Raw genomic sequence first — 18,029 nt, forward strand, 5'->3', positions numbered from 1 at the left:
CCTAATGCAGCCAACCGATCTCACGTGCTGTCGGTCGGCCAATCACCACTTCATCCAAACTTTTTGCCATGCGCGAGGTTTGCGCAGATTGAGGGATTTGGCCCGCCATCAGCTCGGCCATGGATTGCGGATACAGCGGCTGTGCATAGGGCTCTGCGTATCCTTGCGGAAACTGGGGCTGATGGGTGTTGAGGTCGTATTTATCTGTGGCACTCAGGGTATGCAGCAGCTCATGCGCCACAATGACAGCATTCACAGAATGCTGGCTATTTTCGGCAAACAAATTGACACGGCCGATGCGGCCTTTGTGCAAGGCGGTGGAGTGCCGTAAATGGCGCTGCCGGGCCGGATCGTGATAGAGCAAATACAACTTGATGTCTAGCGGAACACCAACCTCCGGCTGATGCCGCCAGCCAAACCAGCGGAATTGCAGACTCCACAAAATAATCTCATGCAACGGCGCACTCACTGCGGGTGGCGCAGGCGGCACCTGATGAATTTCCGGGCCCAGATAAAACGTGATCGGCCGCCTCAAGGGCAATTGATACTTGGCAGCCTCCCGCGAGAAAAAGGCCGCCAACTGTTCAAAATCCTCAGCCCGCAAACTGGCAATATACGCGGCTGAAGTCGCAGAGCCATCGGCATTGACCGGATATAAAGCCACCTTGAGCGGATGCCGCCATTGCAGGACTTCGTACTCTTGCCAAAGCTGCAATAAAGCCGCACTCACCACTACTACCCAAAAGAAAATTCGGACTGTCTTTATCATTCCTGCCACCCAAAGGATGGATAGATGTTAACATGTTTAAAGACAGCCGGCGGCGCTCAAAAATGCTTCGATGCGCGCTTTTGCAGTTAAAATACTTGCCATGAATGCGATCTACGCAAAACCTTTAAATATTCTGCTAGGCATCACTGGCGGCATCGCTGCTTACAAAACAGCAGAATTGGTGCGCTTGCTGGTTAAACAAGGCCACCGTGTACAAGTGGTGATGACTGAAGCAGCCACCCACTTTATCACCCCAACCACCTTGCAAGCCTTGTCCGGGCAACCCGTTTTTATCGATAGCTGGGATCAGCGTGTCGCCAATGGCATGCCGCACATTGAGCTCAGCCGTCAGGCAGATGCCATCCTGGTTGCACCAGCCAGTGCCGATTTTATGGCCAAACTGGCGCATGGCTTTGCCAACGACCTGCTCTCCACCTTATGCCTTGCACGTGAGTGCCCACTTCTGGTTGCACCCGCCATGAACAGACAAATGTGGGAGAATGCGGCGACCCAGCGCAACATGCAACACCTCATGCAAGATGGCGTCACCGTCCTGGGGCCGGACAGCGGTGAGCAGGCATGCGGCGAAGTCGGGCAAGGCAGAATGCTGGAGCCGGATCACCTGCTGGAGGCCCTCACCCGTTTTTTCACACCCAAGTTATTGGCTGGAAAAAACATCCTGATAACCGCAGGTGCGACCATGGAAATGCTGGATCCGGTGCGTGGCATCACCAATCTGAGCAGTGGCAAAATGGGCTTTGCTCTGGCGCAAGCCGCCACCCGCATGGGCGCAACGGTCACGCTAGTCTATGGTCACCATCAAGTCACGCCTCCCGAAGTCAGCCAAGCCTGCTTCGCGGGCAGCGCCGGTGAGATGTATCAAACCGTGATGCAGCATATAGCCAACCAAGATGTATTTATTGCCGTCGCCGCCGTGGCCGACTACCGGCCACAACAAATATCAGAACAGAAACTCAAAAAGAGTGAGTCTACACTCACCTTAGCGCTGATCAAAAACAAAGACATTCTGGCAGATGTCGCGTCCTTGCCTAATCCGCCTTACTGTGTCGGTTTTGCAGCAGAGTCAGAACAAATACTCGAACACGCCCGACAAAAACGGCTGGAGAAGCGGATTCCCATGATTGTGGCGAATCATGCCAATTCCGCCTTGGGCAGTGACCGTAACACAGTGACCATCATAGATGATCAAGCTGAAACGCCCCTGCAAGCCAATGAAAAAATTAATATCGCGTTCGAGATTCTCTGCCATCTGCATGCGAGACTTGATCCACATTAAATATCTTCAGGTCTCCTCAGTATTTTCATGAAAATACTGAGGAGCGAAAGCTTACGCACAGCTTACAATCGCGCGATTCGATTTTAAGTAGAAAGTTTGAACATGCGCGTATTCCGCCTCACGCCTTTATCGATGGCCATCGCCACCGCCTTCACCGCCCCAACCAGCGGATTGGCAGATGAAGAAAAAGCCGTCACCCTGTCTCCGATTGTGGTCACAGCCACCCGACAAGCACAAAACAGCTTTGACCTCCCGGTCGCGATTGACGTCGTAGAGCAAAAAAACATCAAAGATGGCCAACTGCAAATCAACCTCTCGGAAAGTCTGATTCGCGTACCTGGCATTACCGCGCAAAACCGCACGCAGCAGGCACAAGATCCACAAATTTCCAGCAGGGGTTTTGGTGCACGTTCATCGTTTGGGGTGCGTGGCATTCGTATTTATGTCGACGGCATTCCGCTGACCATGCCAGATGGCCAAGGCCAACCCGGCGTAGTTGACCTGTCAGCAATTAAAAGTATAGAAGTCATGCGCGGGCCATTCTCTTCGCTTTACGGCAACTCGTCCGGTGGCGTAATTCAAATGTTCACCCAAGATGCCCCTGCAACGCCAACACTAGGTGCAACCGCAATGTTTGGCAGCTATGACACCAAACGCAACATCTTGGAAGCCTCCGGCCAGCTTGAAGGGATGGAATACATGCTGAATGTTTCCAACTTTGAGTCTGATGGTTACCGTGACCATAGTAGAAGCAACAAGCAGATGGCCACTGCCAAATTCAAACTCAACCTCACAGAAGATACCAAAGTCACCACTTTAGTTAACTGGTTTGATCAAGATGCCCAAGATCCTGGTGGATTGACGAAAGCTGATGTTGCAACTGATCGAAAAGGGGTCGTTCCAGCTACTCTGAACGCGAACACAAGAGTATCTCGCAGCCACACGCAAGTTGGTTTTAATTTTGAACATACAATCAACCCAAACAATACAATCAACTTGATTACTTATGTTGGCACGCGCGAAAACAACCAGATTTTGGCAACAAATGCGACAGGCTCGAATGCTAGATCAAGTCAAATTTCCAGAGAGTTCTATGGTTCAGACTTACGCTGGGACAATAGAGGTGGGGTAGCAGGAAAACAATACAATATCAGCCTTGGACTGAATTATGGAAAATCGACTGATGCGCGCAAAGACACCAATATTCAGGGAACAGGCTTAGGCCCTAATAGAATCGAAGATAATATTGTCGATAACTTCGACCAATACATTCAAGGAAAACTTGCGTTAACCGATAATTTTGACGTGCATGCTGGTGTTCGTCATACAAAAGTCACTCTAAAAGTAAATGACCAGTTAACTCCACCTGATAATAGCGGCTCAGTTGACTACCAAAAGACTAACCCTGTTTTGGGAGCCACCTGGAAAGTTACACCAGCGCTCAATCTTTATGCAAATTTTGGCAAAGGATTTGAGACACCCACTTTTATTGAAGCTGCTTACAATAGTACGGCCGCCTCTGCGACACCAAATTTAACGCTCAAACCGAGTCAAAGTAACAATTATGAAGTAGGTGCCAAAGCATATATTACTGACTCCTCCTTACTTACACTAACTGCATTCAGGATTAACACCCAAGATGAACTCGTTGTTTCTGCAAACAGTAATGGGCGATCAGTTTACGCGAATGCGAACAATACTAAACGTTACGGTACCGAGATATCCCTTGATACCCGTTATGAAAACAATATAACCACTTACTTTTCATACTCATTTCTCAATGCGAAATATAGCTCGTCCTATGTTGGAAATAACGGACTGATTGAATCGGGTAATTACATCCCTGGTACATATCGAAATCAACTTTACGGCGAGGTGGCTTGGAAATATCAGCCTTTGGGATTTTATACAGCGTTAGAGGGAAGATATAACAGCAAAGTTTATGTTGATGATATTAACTCGCAAAGCGCACCTTCTTATACAATTTTTAACCTGCGCGCAGGCCTCGAACAAAATCTCAGTCATTGGAATTTTAAAGAATATATTAGATTAGAAAATATGTTTGATCGCGAGTACATAGGTGCTGTTCGCGTCAATGATACCAATGCACGTTTTTATGAGCCTGCTGCAGGTCGCAATTACCTCGTTGGAATAAATGCACAATACAAGTTCTAAAGAAGAATCTCATCTTAAAAGCCAGCATCCGCTGGCTTTTTTATTGAATAGCCTTGCCGCGATTAGTGATTTTCGACGCCATTTCGTGTTTAATAGCGCAATCAGTTTCTGGAGCCAGTCGCATGTCAATTACCGTAGACCTTAAAATCCTTGATCCTCGTTTGCATCATATGATGCCAAGTTACGCGACACCTGGGTCTGCAGGGCTGGATTTAAGAGCGTGTATTGAACATACGCAAACGATACAAGCGGGTGAAACCATCATGATCCCGACTGGTATGGCGATTCATATCGACAACACTTATTACGCCGCCATGATTCTGCCGCGCTCTGGCTTGGGCCATAAACATGGCATCGTATTGGGCAACCTGGTAGGCCTGATTGACTCTGACTACCAGGGGCAGCTGCTGGTCTCGTGCTGGAACCGCAGTAAAGAACCGTTTATTTTGAACCCGATGGAACGTATCGCGCAGATGGTGATTGTGCCGGTAGTGCAGGCAGATTTTCATATCGTGGATGAATTTACCAGCAGTGAACGCGGTGAAGGCGGCTTTGGCAGCACAGGCAAGCACTAATTATTTGAAAAGTTGCAATAATTGCTTGATTTGATCATAGATTTCAATCTATAATCTCGCTCTTTCTGAAAAGATAAAAGTATTTGGAGACAACCATGGCACGTGTATGTCAGGTAACCGGTAAAAAACCAATGGTGGGCAACAACGTTTCCCACGCACAAAACAAAACAAGACGTCGTTTCTTGCCTAACTTGCAAAACCGTAAGTTTTGGGTTGAGAGCGAAAACCGCTGGGTAAGCCTGCGCATTACTAACGCCGCTTTGCGTACCATCGACAAAAATGGTATCGATGCAGTATTGGCTGATTTGCGCGCTGCTGGCGAAAAAATCTAACTCGCAGCACTAGTGAGCAAAGGACAATATCATGCGTGAAAAAATCAAATTGGAATCCAGTGCTGGTACAGGTCATTTCTATACCACTACTAAAAACAAACGTACTATGCCAGAGAAAATGGAGATCAAAAAATTTGATCCAGTTGCTCGCAAGCATGTGATGTACAAAGAGACTAAATTGAAATAATTTCAGTTTCAAATGTTTAATAAAAAAGCCTGCATATGCAGGCTTTTTTATTGGCCGTGATTCATCGTTTATTCATCGCCATTAACAGCGTTTGAAGAGGAAATAATACGGACCTCCTGCTGTGGGTATGGAATACGAATATTATTCGCTTTAAAGCGCCGCCAAATCTCATAATAAATGTCACTTTGCAATTTGGCTGTACCTTCCTCGGGATTTGGAACCCAAACCGCTAATACTAAATCAATGCCGTTCTGACCAAATGACTTGATTGTCACATCTACCGCCGTATCATCCTGTATGGTGCGCTCATGTGTTCTGCCGATTTCTTTTAGTAATTGTATCGCCAGATCAAGATCGCTTTCATAGGAGATCTGAATAGGAATAGGCACCTTGGCTGTATGTACTGCAGAGGTATGATTGATTACCACATCCGTAATCATCTTCTCGTTAGGAATGATGATTTCTGTCGAATCGGGCTTCTGCAGGATCATGTAGCGAGAGCGCAACTCTTGCACAACACCATGATGCTCCCCAATGGTAATCAGGTCACCCATGTGCAGAGACTTATCCATCAAAATGATAAAGCCGCTCACGTAGTTACTGGCGATCTTTTGTAAGCCAAACCCCAACCCAACACCGAGCGCGCCCCCAAAGACGGACAACATGGTGACATCTATGCCCACCGCCGCCATGGACATCAGCAAGGCAATCACAATCGCCACCATGCGCACCAGCTTGACCATAATCACGCGCCAGTTGCCATTGATATTGGTAGCAGCCATCAAGCGCATCTCAATAATGCGGCTCAGCCACAATGCCACCAGCATGGTAATGACGATGGTCAGACTGCCTTGAAGCAGCAACAACAGGTTCAGCTTTTGCCTGCCGACAGTGAATTTCACGTCTTCGAGAATCTGCAATGCCGGATCGAGAAAACCGCTGATATGCAAAGCAACAATGACCCAGACACACCAGGCGATCACGCGCTCAAACGAATGCAGCCAGGCGCCAGGTGAAAAGACATAACGCAATACATAAACAAAACTGCGAATCACCACCATCGCCAGCAGCATGCGCACTGACAGCTTGATCAGCCCCACATGCATCCAATGCTCCAGGCTGAGCCGGGTAATCAGTAACATTAAAAATGCGACCAGAGGAAAAAACAGCCGCTCAATTCCGCCCAGCAGTATTTTGTACACGATGTTTACGCGCCCTGCCGCAATTTGCTTGCGTAAGTGCAGATTTAACAGCCCGCTGACAGCAAGCACGGCACCAATGATAAATAATTGCCATAACGCCGACACCGAGCTCAGGTCGTGCGCAATTTCTTTCCAGAGAATATCAATATCGCTATCCATGTATTACCGCTTATAACAAGAAGATGGTGGCCAGGCCGAGAAAAATCATAAAGCCGCCGCTGTCGGTGATTGCCGTAATGAGGACGCTGGATCCCACGGCGGGGTCACGATCCAGTTTATTCATCACCAAAGGAATGGTGACGCCAATAATGGCCGCCAACAACAAATTAAGTGTCATCGCCGACATCATGACCAGCCCCAAGGCCGCGCTATGATAGAGCCAAAAAGCGATCAGGCCGAGCACACTGCCCCAGATTAAGCCATTCAGCAAAGCCACGCCCATCTCTTTTTGCAACAGAGACTTCATGTGATAGCCAGAAATTTGCCCCAAAGCCAGACCGCGTACAATCATGGTGGTGGTTTGGTTACCGGAATTGCCGCCTATGCCGGCAACAATCGGCATCAGTGCAGCCAACGCTACAATTCGCTCAATACTACCCTCAAACAAGCCAATGACTCGGGAAGCAACCAGCGCCGTCACCAAGTTAATTGCCAACCACGCCCAACGGTTTTGCACCGACTTCCAGATAGAAGCAAAGAAGTCTTCTTCTTCGCGCAAACCAGCCAAAGACAGCATATCCGCCTCGGCCTCTTCACGAATGATATCCATCACCGTATCCACGGTAATCCTGCCGACCAACTTGCGATTATTATCTACCACCGGGGCAGTCACCAGGTCATAACGTTCAAACGCCATCGCCGCCTGGTCCGCCATATCCTCAGGGTGAAATACCACAGCATCGGTAGACATGATATCGCCGACTTTGGTCTCCGGATCATTCAGAATAATACGCTTGAGTGGCAACACCCCTTGCAGGATGTCATCGCGATTAATGACAAACAACTTGTCGGTATGGTCGGGAAACTTAGGTAACCTGCGGAGATAGCGCAAGACCACTTCCAGCGTGATATCGTCCCGAATGGTCACAATATCAAAATCCATAATCGAACCGACCGTATCATCGGGATAAGACAGCGCAGACTGCAAACGCTCACGATGCTGTGTATCCAGGCTATACAGCAAGTCCTGCAATACATCTTTAGGTAAATCAGGCGCAAGATCAGCCAACTCATCGGTATCAAGCTGCTCGGCGGCGGCGAGCAACTCTTCGCTATCCATGTCAGCAATCAGTGTCTGGCGCACCGCATCCGATACTTCAAGCAAAATCTCGCCATCACGTTCTGCTTTTACCAGATCCCAAACCATTAAACGATCGTCTAATGGCAGCGACTCCAGAATATAGGCAACGTCGGCCGGATGTAGCTGATCCAGTTTGTGCTGCAGCACATTCAAATTCTGCTTGTGTACCAGCGTCTCAACCAGATCATGATTCGGCATATCCTGCCTATGCACGACATGCTCAACCAGCTTGTGTTTACCCAATAAATGGATCACTTGCTGCAAAGTCTCACTGAGGCTCTCTTTGCCTTCAATTACTTTTTCATCATGTTCGTGAATTTCTGTCATGCAGGATCCAATGTTGAGCAGCCGTTATTTTTTGCAGGTATTATTGTACAAAGCGTTGATGACACTACCTAGACTTTTATGCAAAAGCCATTGATATTATTTGGCACCGTTGGGTGCCATCTCTGTGAGGATGCAGAGCGTATTTTGCAGGCCTTAAAACTGCCTTACCAATACGTAGACATTATTGAAGATGAAAAATTGCTAGAACGCTATCAAATCAGCATTCCAGTATTGTTAGAAAACACGTCAGATCAGGAGAATATACTGGCTTGGCCTTTTAATAGCGAACAAGTCAGTCAATGGCTGTTATCGCATCGTACCAAATAAAAAAGCCAGCGATTGCTGGCTTTTTTATTGATGCGTCAGAACTTACTCTGCAGCTGGTGCTTCTGCAACTTCTGGACGGTCTACCAACTCAACAAACGCCATAGGCGCATTGTCACCGTTGCGGAAACCACATTTCAGAATACGCAGATAACCACCATTGCGTGCATTGTAACGTGGACCCAGTTCACCGAACAGTTTACCAACGATGTCACGATCACGCAGACGGCTGAACGCCAAACGACGATTTGCCAGTGTAGGTGTTTTACCTAAAGTGATCAGAGGCTCAGCGTACTTACGCAGCTCTTTTGCTTTTGGCAAAGTTGTTTTGATCACTTCGTGACGCAGCAAAGAGGTCACCATGTTGCGGAACATGGCAGCACGGTGGCTGCTGGTTCTGTTCAATTTACGATTGCTATTACCGTGACGCATAGTAATTTCCTTAAGTATTTATCTTATTAGAAATTAAGCTTTTTCCAAGCCAACAGGTGGCCAGTTTTCCAGCTTCATTCCCAGTGTTAAGCCTTTGGAGGCCAACACATCTTTAATTTCATTCAATGATTTTCTACCCAGGTTAGGCGCCTTCAGCAATTCGTTTTCAGTACGCTGAATCAGATCACCAATGTAGAAAATGTTTTCTGCTTTGAGGCAGTTGGCAGAACGTACTGTCAATTCCAGATCATCTACTGGACGCAACAGGATAGGATCTACCTGTGGAGCTGCTTTCACTTCAACGTCAGCAGAAGCACCTTCCAGGTTCGCAAATACTGACAACTGACCAATCAGGATACGTGCAGCATCACGAATCGCCTGCTCAGGCTCGATGATACCGTTGGTTTCCACATCCATAATCAGCTTGTCGAGGTCAGTACGCTGCTCAACACGGGCACTTTCAACATGATAGCTGACTTTGTTGATCGGGCTGAAAGATGCATCCACCATCATGAAGCCCAACACACGGTCTTCATCGTTGGCTTTTTGACGCGCTGGAACAGGTTGATAACCACGCCCCATTTCAACTTTCACTTCCAGGTTCAACTTACCGCCTTTAGTGATGTTAGCAAGGATATGATTTGGGTTCACAATCTCAGCATCATGACCCACTTCAAAATCACCCGCTGTCACAATCCCTTCACCGCTTTTGCTCAAAACCAGAATGGTTTCAGTTTTGTTGTGCAGTTTTAAAGCAACACCTTTGAGGTTAAGCAAGATATCAACAACATCTTCTTGCACACCTTCGATAGTGGAGTACTCATGTACGACACCATCGATTTTTACTTCAGTAATGGCAAAACCCGGAATGGAAGAGAGCAAGACTCTTCTTAACGCATTACCCAAGGTATAGCCAAAGCCACGTTCCATTGGCTCCAAAGTCACACGTGCGCGGAGTGGCGTTATCACTTCAACGTCAACAACACGTGGCTTCAAATAATCTGTAGGGTTATTTTGCATACAATTCCTTGAAGTAATTGGGTATTAAAAAATAAACCTTAGCCTAGACTAAGCGATTACTTAGAATACAATTCAACGATCAATGATTCATTGATGGTAGCAGGCAACTCATCACGCTGAGGTTTAGCCTTAAACTTACCAGACAATGCTTTGACGTCGACTTCCAACCACTCAGGGAAACCACGCTGCTCAGCTGCTTCAACAGCTGCTTTAATACGCAATTGTGTTTTTGCTTTATCAGCCACAGAAATCACATCACCAGCCTTCACTTGATAGGAAGGAACGTTTACGCGCTTGCCGTTAACCAAAATAGCGTTATGACGGACCACTTGACGTGCTTCTGAGCGAGAACCAGCCAAACCCATGCGGTATGCAACGTTGTCCAAACGGGACTCCAGCAACTGCAACAGGCTCTCACCAGTAATGCCTTTTTGACGGTCAGCTTCCGCGTAGTAAGTACGGAATTGACCTTCCAATACGCCGTAGATACGACGTACTTTTTGTTTCTCACGCAGTTGGACACCATAGTCTGACAAACGTGAGTTACGGCGTTGACCATGCTGACCTGGTGCGAAGTTGCGCTTTTCGATCGCGCATTTGTCTGTAAAGCATTTTTCTGCTTTCAGAAACAGCTTTTCACCTTCACGACGGCATTGACGGCATTTAGGGTCTAAATTTCTAGCCAAAATAGTTCTCCAGTAATCGATTCGCTAATCTGTGACAGCGAAATGAATTAAATTCTGCGTTTTTTCGGTGGACGGCAACCGTTATGAGGTACCGGGGTCACATCCGTAATGCTAGTGATTTTGAAACCAGCAGCATTCAACGCACGCACAGCAGATTCACGACCTGGACCTGGCCCTTTAATACGCACTTCCAGATTCTTCACACCAGACTCCTGAGCGGCTTTACCAGCCACCTCAGAAGCTACCTGAGCAGCAAATGGAGTACTCTTACGTGAACCTTTAAAACCTTGACCACCGGAAGTAGCCCATGACAATGCATTGCCTTGACGATCGGTAATCGTGATAATCGTGTTGTTAAAAGAAGCGTGCACGTGGGCAATACCCTCGGCAATATTCTTTTTAACTTTTTTTCTAACGCGTACATTAGCTTTTGCCATGTTGTACTGTCCTTAATATTTACTTTTGTTCAATAAAGATTATTTAGCTTGTTTGATCGCTTTAACCGGACCTTTGCGTGTACGCGCATTGGTTTTGGTACGCTGACCGCGCACTGGCAAACCACGACGATGGCGAATACCGCGGTAGCAACCCAAGTCCATCAAACGTTTGATATTCATGGTCACTTCACGACGCAAATCACCTTCTACAGTGTATTTAGCCACTTCGTCACGCAGCTTCTCTACTTCTGCATCGCTCAAGTCTTTAACCTTTACAGTAGTTAAAACACCAGCTGCAGCACAGATCTTCTGCGCAGTATCGCGACCAATACCATAAATAGAGGTCAACGCAATTTCTGCATGTTTGTGGTTTGGGATATTTACCCCGGCAATACGAGCCATACTTAAACTCCAATAATCAATCGTTTTTCACGATCAAACTTGTGCGTAGAAAAGAAAAGCCGCATATTATATCAGCTTCACCATGCTCTCACAAGCAATTGTTTACCATTAACCTTGACGTTGTTTATGACGTGGGTCAGTACAAATAATGCGAACAACACCGCGACGTCTTACGACTTTACAGTTACGGCATAATGTTTTAACTGATGCGCGAACTCTCATCTTACTTTCCTTTAATTAATTCACTTACTTTGCGCGGAATGTAATTCGCGCACGGGTTAAATCATAAGGGGTCATCTCAACCGTGACTTTGTCACCTGGCAGAATACGGATGTAATGCATACGCATTTTGCCTGAAATGTAACCAAGTACTGTATGACCATTTTCCAGTTTCACTTTAAAAGTTGCATTCGGGAGATTTTCAACAATCTCCCCCTGCATCTCAATGCGATCCTCTTTTGCCATCTTCTACTTACCCGTCCCCTTAAAGTTTGCCTTTTTCAGCAAGCCTTCATACTGTTGCGACATCAGATGAGATTGCACCTGCGTCATAAAGTCCATCGTCACAACAACGATAATCAACAATGAAGTTCCACCAAAATAGAACGGGGTATTAAATTTCAACACTAAAAACTCTGGCAATAAACAAACCAGCGTAATGTACAGAGCACCAATCAATGTCAAACGACCCATGATGCGGTCAATATATTTTGCGGTTTGCTCACCTGGGCGAATACCTGGCACAAATGCGCCACTCTTCTTCAGGTTATCTGCAGTTTCCTTGGGATTGAACACCAATGCCGTGTAGAAAAAAGCAAAAAACAAAATCGCTGCAGCAAACAACAAGATATATAAGGGCTGACCAGGCGACAGTTTTGCACTGACGTCCTTGAGCCAATACATGTGCTCACTGCTACCAAACCAACCAGCTAAAGTAGCCGGGAATAAAATAATACTTGAAGCAAAAATCGGTGGAATCACACCAGACATATTTAGCTTCAAAGGCAAATGCGTCGATTGACCGCCGTAAATGCGGTTACCAACCTGACGCTTTGCGTAATTCACTGTGATTTTGCGTTGACCGCGCTCAACAAAAACCACCAGCGCTGTCACTAAAATCACCGCCACAAACAGGAACATCACTAATGGAATAGAGAATGCGCCTGTTTTAGCCAAATCCAAGGTACTACCAATTGCATGCGGCAAGCCCGCTACAATCCCGGCAAAAATAATGATAGAGATACCATTACCAATGCCACGCTCGGTAATCTGCTCACCCAACCACATCAGAAACATCGTCCCGGCCACCAGTGTGGTAACTGCAGTGATGCGGAAAGCAAAGCCAGGATCCAATACCAGACCAGCCTGACCTTCAAGCGCGATCGCAATACCCAGCGCCTGGAAAGTTGCTAACAATACCGTGCCGTAACGCGTGTACTTCGTGATCTGGCGTCTACCAGCTTCACCTTCTTTTTTCAGCTGCTCCAACTGTGGTGAAACCACCGTGAGCAACTGCATAATAATCGACGCAGAAATGTAGGGCATGATCCCCAAGGCAAATACGGTAAAACGCGACAGCGCCCCACCGGAGAACATGTTAAACATGCCCAAAATGCCATCCTTCTGCGTGTCAAACAACTGCTTCAACACCGTAGGATCAATGCCTGGCACTGGAATATGTGCACCGAGGCGGTAAACCACCAATGCACCCAACAAGAACCACAAACGGCTTTTTAATTCGCCAAGTTTGCCAACGGAACTTAAGATATTATCCTGTGCCAAGCTGATACTCTCTTTTGACTACGTTTATACTTCCAGCACTTTGCCGCCAGCTGCTTCAATGGCTGCCTTAGCACCTTTGGTCAACAACAACCCTTGCACTTGCACTTTGGCTGAAACTTCACCAGACAGGTAAACTTTCACTGCCTTCACAGCAGCTGGAACCAATTTCGCTGCTTTCAATGCCAAGATATCAACCACCTCAGCATCAACCAGAGCCAACTCGCTAGTACGAATACGTGCGGTGTCTGCATGAGTCAGGGAGTTAAAACCACGTTTAGGCAAGCGACGTTGCAAAGGCATTTGACCGCCTTCAAAACCTACTTTATGGAAACCGCCAGCACGGGATTTTTGACCTTTGTGACCACGGCCACCAGTTTTACCCAAGCCAGAACCAATCCCACGACCTAAACGACGAGGTGCTTTTTTTGCGCCTGCAGCAGGCTTAATCGTGTTTAATTGCATGATTATTCAACCTTCAAAAGATAACTCACAGCGTTGATCATGCCGCGAATTTCAGGAGTGTCCTGCACTTCTACAGTGTGGTGCATACGACGCAAACCCAAGCCACGAACAGTAGCTTTGTGTGCTTCAATACGACCAATCAAACTTCTTACCAGCGTCACTTTCAAAGTAGCGCTTTCTTTTTTTGCTTTAGCCATGATTAACCTCTGATTTCTTCTACGGTCTTACCACGTTTAGCGGCGATTTCAGCCGGTGTATTCATGGATGCCAGACCATTCAAGGTCGCGCGAACTAGGTTATAAGGATTGGTTGAACCAATACTCTTTGCAACCACGTTAGTCACACCCATTACTTCGAAGATCGCACGCATTGCGCCACCAGCAATAATACCGGTACCTTCAGAAGCTGGCTGAATCAGCACTTTAGCGGCACCGTGAACACCGGTCACTGCATGGTGCAATGTGCCATTGTTCAGGTTCACTTTAACCATACTGCGACGGGCTTCGTCCATGGCTTTTTGTACAGCCACAGGCACTTCACGTGCTTTACCTTTACCCATACCAACGGCGCCATCACCATCACCAACCACGGTCAGCGCAGCGAAGCTCATGATACGACCACCTTTAACCGTTTTACTTACACGGTTAACGGTAATCATCTTTTCGCGCAAACCGTCAGTTTGCTGCTGTTGTTCAATATCTTTAGCCATTCTTTATCTCACCCTTAGAATTTGAGACCAGATTCACGGGCAGCGTCAGCCAAAGCCTTGATACGACCGTGATACTTGTAGCCTGAACGATCAAATGCAACAGTGGTAATACCTGCTTTTGCTGCTTTTTCAGCAATACGCTTACCAATCAGGGTTGCAGCTTCGACGTTGCCGCCATTTTTCAGTTGTTGACGCACTTCAGCCTCAACGGTGGATGCACTCGCCAATACGCGATCGCCAGTTTCAGCGATGATCTGTGCGTAGATATTAGTATTGGTGCGATGTACACTCAAACGTGTCACTTTCAACTCGGCGATTTTGGCACGGGTTTTACGTGCACGGCGCAAGCGGTTATTTACGTTCTTCATTGAATTTACCTTTAATGTTGAATCACTGTTCAGCTTAGTTTTAAGCTACAAGTGCCTTACTTATTTTTTCTTGGTCTCTTTGATGACCACCACTTCGTCAGCATAACGAACACCTTTACCTTTATAAGGCTCTGGTGCACGGTAAGCACGAATTTGAGCAGCCACTTGACCAACCACTTGCTTGTTGGCGCCTGTCAACACTACTTCAGTAGGAGTAGGTGTTTGTACAGTCACGCCTTCAGGCATTTTATGGTTGATTGGGTGGGAATAGCCCAACTCCAGGTTCAAGGTAGAACCCTGAGCATTGGCTTTGTAACCCACACCGATCAGTGACAGCTTACGGGTAAACCCGGCAGAAACACCTTGCACCATATTGGCCAGCAATGCGCGGGTTGTACCTGACATCGCTCTTGCATGCTGTGTTTCACCATTCGTTTGAACCAACAACTGCTCACCTTCGCGAACCACTGAAATATCAGCAGACAACGCTTGAGTCAACTTACCCAAAGGGCCGCTCACCGCGACTTCTGAGGCTGAGATTACAACTTCTACTTTCGCAGGAATTGCAATCGGATTTTTAGCAACACGTGACATATTGATTCTCCTTAGGCCACGATGCACAGAACTTCGCCACCAATACCGGCAGCTTGTGCTTTACGATCGGTCATCACGCCTTTGGATGTTGAAACAATCGTCACACCCAAACCGTTCATTACTTTAGGCAGATTTTCGCTACCTTTATAAACACGCAAACCTGGCTTGGATACGCGCTCGATCTTCTCAATCACTGGACGACCTGCGTAATATTTCAGGCTAATGTTCAAAACTGGCTTACCGTCATTGTTTTGAACGTTGAAATCGTCGATATAACCTTCATCTTTCAACACATTTGCAATTGCACCCTTCAACTTGGAAGCAGGCATTGAAACGGTTGTTTTATTCGTACGTTGCGCGTTACGAATACGGGTCAACATATCGGCAATCGGATCACTCATACTCATGTTCTATTCCTCCGTTACCAGCTGGCCTTGGTGACACCTGGTACGTGACCAGCCATCATCAATTTACGCAACTCGTTACGTGCGATACCAAATTTACTAAACACACCACGTGGACGACCAGTCAAAGCACAACGATTACGTGTGCGAACAGGACTGGAATTACGTGGCAAACTTTGCAATTTCAAACGTGCAGCCATGCGATCTTCAACACTGGCAGACTGGTCATTCACAGTAGCAACCAATTCAGCTCGTTTAGCTGCAAATTTTTTAACGGTTTCGCGACGCTTTTGCTCGCGCTCTGTCATACATACTTTTGCCATGACTTAACCTCTGAAAGGGAAACTAAACGCAGCCAAAAGAGCTTTCGCTTCTTCGTCTGTTTTTGCTGTTGTGGTAATTGTGATATTCATCCCGCGCAGCGCATCGATCTTGTCGTACTCGATTTCCGGGAAAATGATCTGCTCTTTTACACCCATGTTGTAGTTACCACGGCCATCAAATGATTTGCCGGAAATACCACGGAAGTCACGGATACGTGGAATAGCCACAGTGATCAGGCGATCCAGAAACTCATACATGCGCTCACGACGCAGAGTTACTTTACAACCAACAGGATAGTCATCACGGATTTTAAATGCAGCCACAGACTTTTTAGCCTTGGTCACAATAGGTTTCTGACCGGCAATTTTCTGCATATCAGACACCGCATTTTCCATGACTTTCTTGTCAGCAACGGCTTCGCCCACACCCATGTTCAGGGTAATTTTTTCGATACGAGGCACCTGCATTGGAGAGGTATAACCAAATTGTTCTGTCAATTTGGCCACTACTGTATCGTTATAATACTGTTTTAAACGTGCCATATTTATTCCTATGCGTCGATAGACTCGCCGCTAGATTTGAATACACGAATCTTGCGACCATCTTCCAGTACCTTAAAACCAACACGATCAGCTTTTTGTGTTGCAGCGTTGTAAATCGCCACATTGGAGCCGTCAACCGGCATTTCCTTGCTGATGATGCCACCAGTGATACCACGCATGGGGTTAGGACGAGTGTGTTTTTTCACTACATTCAAACCTTCAACCACTACATGGCCGCTTGGCAAGACGCTCAAAACAGTACCTGTTTTGCCTGCATCTTTACCTGTATTCAAAATGACCTGGTCACCTTTGCGAATTTTGCTCATTTGATTGTCTCCAAGCCTTACAACACTTCAGGCGCCAGTGAAACAATCTTCATGAAGCGCTCACTACGCAATTCACGTGTCACAGGGCCAAAAATACGTGTACCAATCGGCTCCAGCTTGTTGTTCAACAACACTGCAGCATTGGCATCAAATTTAACTAACGAACCATCTGGACGGCGAACACCTTTAGCAGTGCGCACAACCACAGCGTTGTAGATTTCACCTTTCTTGACGCGACCACGCGGCGCAGCATCTTTCACGCTGACCTTGATGATGTCGCCAATGCTGGCGTAACGACGCTTGGAACCACCCAAGACTTTGATACACTGAACGGAACGCGCACCAGTGTTATCGGCCACTTCCAGCCGAGATTGCATTTGAATCATGAGAAATAATCTCCAACTTAATCCGTTATAACCACTACCAGCCGCCCGCTTTTTGAACTTGCGCCCAAAAAACACGTTAAGGCCAATAGACCACGGTCAGTATTGGGGTGCCAGCTACATGCCAACTAAGGCGGGCACCGAAAAGTCCAACATTATACAACCAAAAAAACGCTTATGACAAGCGTTTTTCCGGTTTTATATATTTGAAGCCTTATTTAGCTTCGATTTTGCTTACGATCCAAGTTTTGGTCTTGGAGTATGGGCGGGTTTCTGTGATCGTCACAACATCGCCTTCGTTACATGCATTGTTTTCATCATGTGCATGGAACTTGTTCGATTTCACAACCACTTTACCAATCAAAGGGTGTTTCACTTTACGCTCGACAAGCACAGTCACGGTTTTATCCATCTTGTTGCTTACGACGCGGCCAGTCAAACTGCGTACAACTTTCGCTTTTTCAGTCATCATGCCTGTTTCGCCTTCTCAGCCAGCACGGTCTTGACGCGAGCAACATCTTTGCGCACTTTAGCCAGCTGATCCACTTTGTTCAATTGTTGAGTCGCCAATTGCATACGCAATGAAAACTGCGCACGACGCAACTCTACCAACTCGTTATTGAGCTCATCTGCCGATTTTGCTCTGAATTCTGAAGCTTTCATTTAACTA

General features: G+C 46.8%; 29 protein-coding genes. 6 read left to right on the plus strand and 23 right to left on the minus strand.

Features of this window, described 5'->3' with window-relative positions; all coding sequences use genetic code 11:
- Position 1: 1 nt before the first annotated feature.
- Positions 2-769 (minus strand): hypothetical protein, encoded by a 768-nt coding sequence (locus ACT53D_RS08710; RefSeq protein ID WP_275356353.1) that lies wholly within the window; start codon positions 767-769, stop codon positions 2-4.
- Between the two features lie 100 nt (positions 770-869).
- Here ACT53D_RS08710 and coaBC point away from each other — a divergent pair, with 100 nt between their 5' ends.
- From coaBC to rpmG, 5 genes are all read left to right on the plus strand, one after another.
- Complete coding sequence (gene coaBC / locus ACT53D_RS08715) at positions 870-2,066, plus strand: bifunctional phosphopantothenoylcysteine decarboxylase/phosphopantothenate--cysteine ligase CoaBC (RefSeq protein ID WP_476155737.1); 1,197 nt, start codon at positions 870-872, stop codon at positions 2,064-2,066.
- 102 nt (positions 2,067-2,168) lie between these two features.
- Positions 2,169-4,241 (plus strand): TonB-dependent receptor family protein, encoded by a 2,073-nt coding sequence (locus tag ACT53D_RS08720; protein ID WP_476155739.1) that lies wholly within the window; start codon positions 2,169-2,171, stop codon positions 4,239-4,241.
- A 122-nt stretch (positions 4,242-4,363) separates the two neighbouring features.
- The gene (dut, locus tag ACT53D_RS08725; protein ID WP_194748713.1) at positions 4,364-4,816 is read left to right on the plus strand and encodes a dUTP diphosphatase; all 453 of its coding nucleotides are present in this window, start codon (positions 4,364-4,366) and stop codon (positions 4,814-4,816) included.
- Positions 4,817-4,911: 95 nt separating this feature from the next.
- Positions 4,912-5,148 (plus strand): 50S ribosomal protein L28, encoded by a 237-nt coding sequence (rpmB, locus tag ACT53D_RS08730; RefSeq protein WP_018986249.1) that lies wholly within the window; start codon positions 4,912-4,914, stop codon positions 5,146-5,148.
- Between the two features lie 31 nt (positions 5,149-5,179).
- A complete protein-coding gene (rpmG, locus tag ACT53D_RS08735) occupies positions 5,180-5,335 on the plus strand; it encodes a 50S ribosomal protein L33 (protein ID WP_013441158.1) in 156 nt (51 codons plus the stop codon).
- A 68-nt stretch (positions 5,336-5,403) separates the two neighbouring features.
- Here rpmG and ACT53D_RS08740 read toward each other — a convergent pair whose 3' ends face one another.
- On the minus strand, positions 5,404-6,696 hold the full coding sequence (locus ACT53D_RS08740) for a mechanosensitive ion channel family protein (RefSeq protein ID WP_338655391.1): 1,293 nt from the start codon (positions 6,694-6,696) through the stop codon (positions 5,404-5,406).
- A 10-nt stretch (positions 6,697-6,706) separates the two neighbouring features.
- On the minus strand, positions 6,707-8,164 hold the full coding sequence (mgtE, locus tag ACT53D_RS08745) for a magnesium transporter (protein WP_194748715.1): 1,458 nt from the start codon (positions 8,162-8,164) through the stop codon (positions 6,707-6,709).
- 78 nt (positions 8,165-8,242) lie between these two features.
- On the opposite strand from mgtE, the gene ACT53D_RS08750 reads away from it, so the two are divergent.
- Complete coding sequence (locus ACT53D_RS08750) at positions 8,243-8,491, plus strand: glutaredoxin family protein (protein ID WP_338655395.1); 249 nt, start codon at positions 8,243-8,245, stop codon at positions 8,489-8,491.
- 42 nt (positions 8,492-8,533) lie between these two features.
- Here ACT53D_RS08750 and rplQ read toward each other — a convergent pair whose 3' ends face one another.
- The 20 genes from rplQ to rpmC all read right to left on the minus strand — a co-directional run bounded on the left by rplQ (position 8,534) and on the right by rpmC (position 18,022).
- Positions 8,534-8,920, minus strand: a complete 387-nt coding sequence (gene rplQ / locus ACT53D_RS08755) for a 50S ribosomal protein L17 (RefSeq protein WP_194748717.1) — start codon at positions 8,918-8,920, stop codon at positions 8,534-8,536.
- Positions 8,921-8,953: 33 nt separating this feature from the next.
- Positions 8,954-9,940 carry a DNA-directed RNA polymerase subunit alpha gene (locus ACT53D_RS08760; protein WP_194748718.1) on the minus strand — a complete coding sequence of 329 codons (987 nt, stop codon included), beginning with the start codon at positions 9,938-9,940 and terminating at the stop codon, positions 8,954-8,956.
- A gap of 56 nt (positions 9,941-9,996) precedes the next feature.
- Positions 9,997-10,626 carry a 30S ribosomal protein S4 gene (gene rpsD / locus ACT53D_RS08765; RefSeq protein ID WP_194748719.1) on the minus strand — a complete coding sequence of 210 codons (630 nt, stop codon included), beginning with the start codon at positions 10,624-10,626 and terminating at the stop codon, positions 9,997-9,999.
- A gap of 47 nt (positions 10,627-10,673) precedes the next feature.
- Positions 10,674-11,063 carry a 30S ribosomal protein S11 gene (gene rpsK / locus ACT53D_RS08770; protein ID WP_018986256.1) on the minus strand — a complete coding sequence of 130 codons (390 nt, stop codon included), beginning with the start codon at positions 11,061-11,063 and terminating at the stop codon, positions 10,674-10,676.
- A gap of 39 nt (positions 11,064-11,102) precedes the next feature.
- On the minus strand, positions 11,103-11,465 hold the full coding sequence (gene rpsM, locus ACT53D_RS08775) for a 30S ribosomal protein S13 (RefSeq protein WP_194748720.1): 363 nt from the start codon (positions 11,463-11,465) through the stop codon (positions 11,103-11,105).
- A 108-nt stretch (positions 11,466-11,573) separates the two neighbouring features.
- Positions 11,574-11,687 carry a 50S ribosomal protein L36 gene (gene rpmJ / locus ACT53D_RS08780; protein ID WP_081620790.1) on the minus strand — a complete coding sequence of 38 codons (114 nt, stop codon included), beginning with the start codon at positions 11,685-11,687 and terminating at the stop codon, positions 11,574-11,576.
- A 24-nt stretch (positions 11,688-11,711) separates the two neighbouring features.
- Positions 11,712-11,930 (minus strand): translation initiation factor IF-1, encoded by a 219-nt coding sequence (infA, locus tag ACT53D_RS08785; protein ID WP_194748721.1) that lies wholly within the window; start codon positions 11,928-11,930, stop codon positions 11,712-11,714.
- A gap of 3 nt (positions 11,931-11,933) precedes the next feature.
- A complete protein-coding gene (secY, locus tag ACT53D_RS08790) occupies positions 11,934-13,247 on the minus strand; it encodes a preprotein translocase subunit SecY (protein ID WP_018986259.1) in 1,314 nt (437 codons plus the stop codon).
- Between the two features lie 24 nt (positions 13,248-13,271).
- A complete protein-coding gene (gene rplO / locus ACT53D_RS08795) occupies positions 13,272-13,709 on the minus strand; it encodes a 50S ribosomal protein L15 (protein ID WP_275356358.1) in 438 nt (145 codons plus the stop codon).
- Positions 13,710-13,711: 2 nt separating this feature from the next.
- Entirely contained in the window at positions 13,712-13,906 is a 195-nt protein-coding gene (gene rpmD, locus ACT53D_RS08800) for a 50S ribosomal protein L30 (RefSeq protein ID WP_019881237.1), read from the minus strand.
- Positions 13,907-13,908: 2 nt separating this feature from the next.
- A complete protein-coding gene (gene rpsE, locus ACT53D_RS08805; RefSeq protein WP_018986262.1) occupies positions 13,909-14,418 on the minus strand; it encodes a 30S ribosomal protein S5 in 510 nt (169 codons plus the stop codon).
- Positions 14,419-14,432: 14 nt separating this feature from the next.
- Positions 14,433-14,786 carry a 50S ribosomal protein L18 gene (gene rplR, locus ACT53D_RS08810; RefSeq protein ID WP_018986263.1) on the minus strand — a complete coding sequence of 118 codons (354 nt, stop codon included), beginning with the start codon at positions 14,784-14,786 and terminating at the stop codon, positions 14,433-14,435.
- Between the two features lie 60 nt (positions 14,787-14,846).
- Positions 14,847-15,380: a 50S ribosomal protein L6 gene (gene rplF / locus ACT53D_RS08815; protein WP_194748724.1), complete on the minus strand. Its 534-nt coding sequence runs from the start codon at positions 15,378-15,380 to the stop codon at positions 14,847-14,849.
- Between the two features lie 11 nt (positions 15,381-15,391).
- Positions 15,392-15,787: a 30S ribosomal protein S8 gene (gene rpsH / locus ACT53D_RS08820; protein ID WP_194748725.1), complete on the minus strand. Its 396-nt coding sequence runs from the start codon at positions 15,785-15,787 to the stop codon at positions 15,392-15,394.
- Positions 15,788-15,801: 14 nt separating this feature from the next.
- Positions 15,802-16,107 (minus strand): 30S ribosomal protein S14, encoded by a 306-nt coding sequence (rpsN, locus tag ACT53D_RS08825; RefSeq protein ID WP_194748726.1) that lies wholly within the window; start codon positions 16,105-16,107, stop codon positions 15,802-15,804.
- Positions 16,108-16,110: 3 nt separating this feature from the next.
- A complete protein-coding gene (gene rplE, locus ACT53D_RS08830) occupies positions 16,111-16,650 on the minus strand; it encodes a 50S ribosomal protein L5 (protein ID WP_194748727.1) in 540 nt (179 codons plus the stop codon).
- 8 nt (positions 16,651-16,658) lie between these two features.
- Positions 16,659-16,976, minus strand: a complete 318-nt coding sequence (gene rplX / locus ACT53D_RS08835; protein WP_194748728.1) for a 50S ribosomal protein L24 — start codon at positions 16,974-16,976, stop codon at positions 16,659-16,661.
- A gap of 17 nt (positions 16,977-16,993) precedes the next feature.
- A complete protein-coding gene (gene rplN / locus ACT53D_RS08840; RefSeq protein ID WP_018986269.1) occupies positions 16,994-17,362 on the minus strand; it encodes a 50S ribosomal protein L14 in 369 nt (122 codons plus the stop codon).
- A gap of 211 nt (positions 17,363-17,573) precedes the next feature.
- Positions 17,574-17,831, minus strand: a complete 258-nt coding sequence (gene rpsQ, locus ACT53D_RS08845) for a 30S ribosomal protein S17 (RefSeq protein ID WP_275356359.1) — start codon at positions 17,829-17,831, stop codon at positions 17,574-17,576.
- Positions 17,828-18,022, minus strand: a complete 195-nt coding sequence (rpmC, locus tag ACT53D_RS08850; RefSeq protein WP_194748729.1) for a 50S ribosomal protein L29 — start codon at positions 18,020-18,022, stop codon at positions 17,828-17,830. Before rpmC ends, rpsQ begins: the two co-directional genes overlap by 4 nt.
- Positions 18,023-18,029 lie beyond the last annotated feature (7 nt).

Source organism: Methylophilus sp. DMC16 (genome assembly GCF_056314045.1).